Below are 1,509 nucleotides of genomic sequence, written 5' to 3'. Positions count from 1 at the left end.
ATTTATCATAGAGATAGGAAAATTATGGCTCTTTATGCTTCTAAAATGATGCGTGTCGCGGCAATTGCAGCAGCTACTGCGTTGGCGCTTTCCGCTTGCGGCAAAGGCGATGAAAAAGCAGCCGGTCAACAGGCGCAAGGCAGTCAGCAACAGCAAAAACAACCTGCGCCTGAAGTCCGTGTGGTCACTGTGCATCCGGAAACCGTTGCATTGACAACCGAGTTGCCGGGCCGTCTGGAATCATTGCGCACTGCCGAAGTTCGCGCCCAAGTCGGCGGTATTCTGCAAAAACGCCTGTTCCAAGAGGGCAGCTATGTGCAAGCCGGTCAGCCTTTGTACCAAATCGACAGCTCGACTTATGAAGCAAACTTAGAAAGCGCACACGCTCAGTTGGCGAGTGCGCAAGCGACTTTGGCTAAAGCGAACGCCGACCTGGCCCGCTACAAACCGCTGGTTGCCGCCGATGCCATCAGCCAACAAGAATATGATGCGGCCGTAACGGCCAAGCGTTCAGCAGAGGCAGGCGTCAAATCTGCCCAAGCAGCCATCAAATCTGCCGGTATCAGCCTGAACCGCTCCCGCATTACTGCGCCGATTTCCGGCTTTATCGGTCAATCTAAAGTTTCTGAAGGTACGCTGTTGAATGCCGGCGATACCACCGTGTTGGCCACCATCCAACAAACCAATCCGATGTATGTCAACGTTACCCAATCTGCCAGTGAGGTTATGAAACTGCGTCAACAGGTTGCTGAAGGCAAATTGTTGGCGGCAAACGGCGCGATTGCAGTGGACATCAAATTTGACGACGGTACGGTTTATCCTGAAAAAGGCCGTCTGTTGTTTGCAGATCCGACTGTCAACGAAACGACCGGTCAAATTACCTTGCGCGCCGCCATTCCTAACGACAGAAATATCTTGATGCCGGGCTTGTATGTGCGCGTGTTGATGGAACAAGTGGCAGTAGATAATGCATTTGTAGTGCCGCAACAAGCAGTTAGCCGCGGTACAAAAGATACTGTGATGGTGGTAAATGACAAGAGCGAAATGGAAGCGCGCGTCGTGACCATTGCGCAACAGCAAGGCACCAACTGGGTGATCACAGACGGCCTGAAAGACGGCGACAAAGTGGTTGTCGAAGGTACCAGCATTGCCGCTATGTCAGGTGCTAAAAAGGTAACGCCGAAAGAATGGACGCCGCCTGCAAACGCCGCAGCGGCAACCCCGGCAGTTTCAGACGGCCAAGCTGCATCCGAGGCCAAGCCTGAAGCTAAAGCTGCATCTGAAGCCAAATAAGGAACGCATGAATGTCTAAGTTTTTTATTGACCGCCCCATTTTTGCATGGGTTATTGCGATTTTTATCATCGCAGCGGGTATTTTCGGCATTCAAAAACTGCCGATTTCCCAATATCCGTCCGTTGCTGCACCGACCATTACTTTGCGCGCTACTTATCCGGGCGCTTCTGCTCAGGTAATGGAAGACAGCGTACTGGCCGTTATCGAACGTAATA

The 1,509-nt window shown here is 52.0% G+C and carries 2 protein-coding genes; both read left to right on the top strand.

Annotated features, from left to right (window positions below; genetic code table 11):
- The first annotated feature begins 24 nt into the window (after positions 1-24).
- The gene (locus tag ACTHUT_RS20395; RefSeq protein ID WP_440419622.1) at positions 25-1,293 is read left to right on the top strand and encodes an efflux RND transporter periplasmic adaptor subunit; all 1,269 of its coding nucleotides are present in this window, start codon (positions 25-27) and stop codon (positions 1,291-1,293) included.
- 11 nt (positions 1,294-1,304) lie between these two features.
- Positions 1,305-1,509, top strand: a 205-nt coding sequence (locus ACTHUT_RS20390) for an efflux RND transporter permease subunit (RefSeq protein ID WP_440418723.1), incomplete at its 3' end; no start/stop codon positions are given.

The sequence above is a fragment of the Neisseria sp. P0022.S010 genome, assembly GCF_051956635.1.
This window is presented reverse-complemented; position numbering and strand designations above follow the sequence as displayed.

Bases quoted from the DNA above. Each gene is read 5' to 3' on its own strand.
- ACTHUT_RS20395 (WP_440419622.1), top strand. From the start codon at position 25: ATGGCTCTTTATGCTTCTAAAATGATGCGTGTCGCGGCAATTGCAGCA.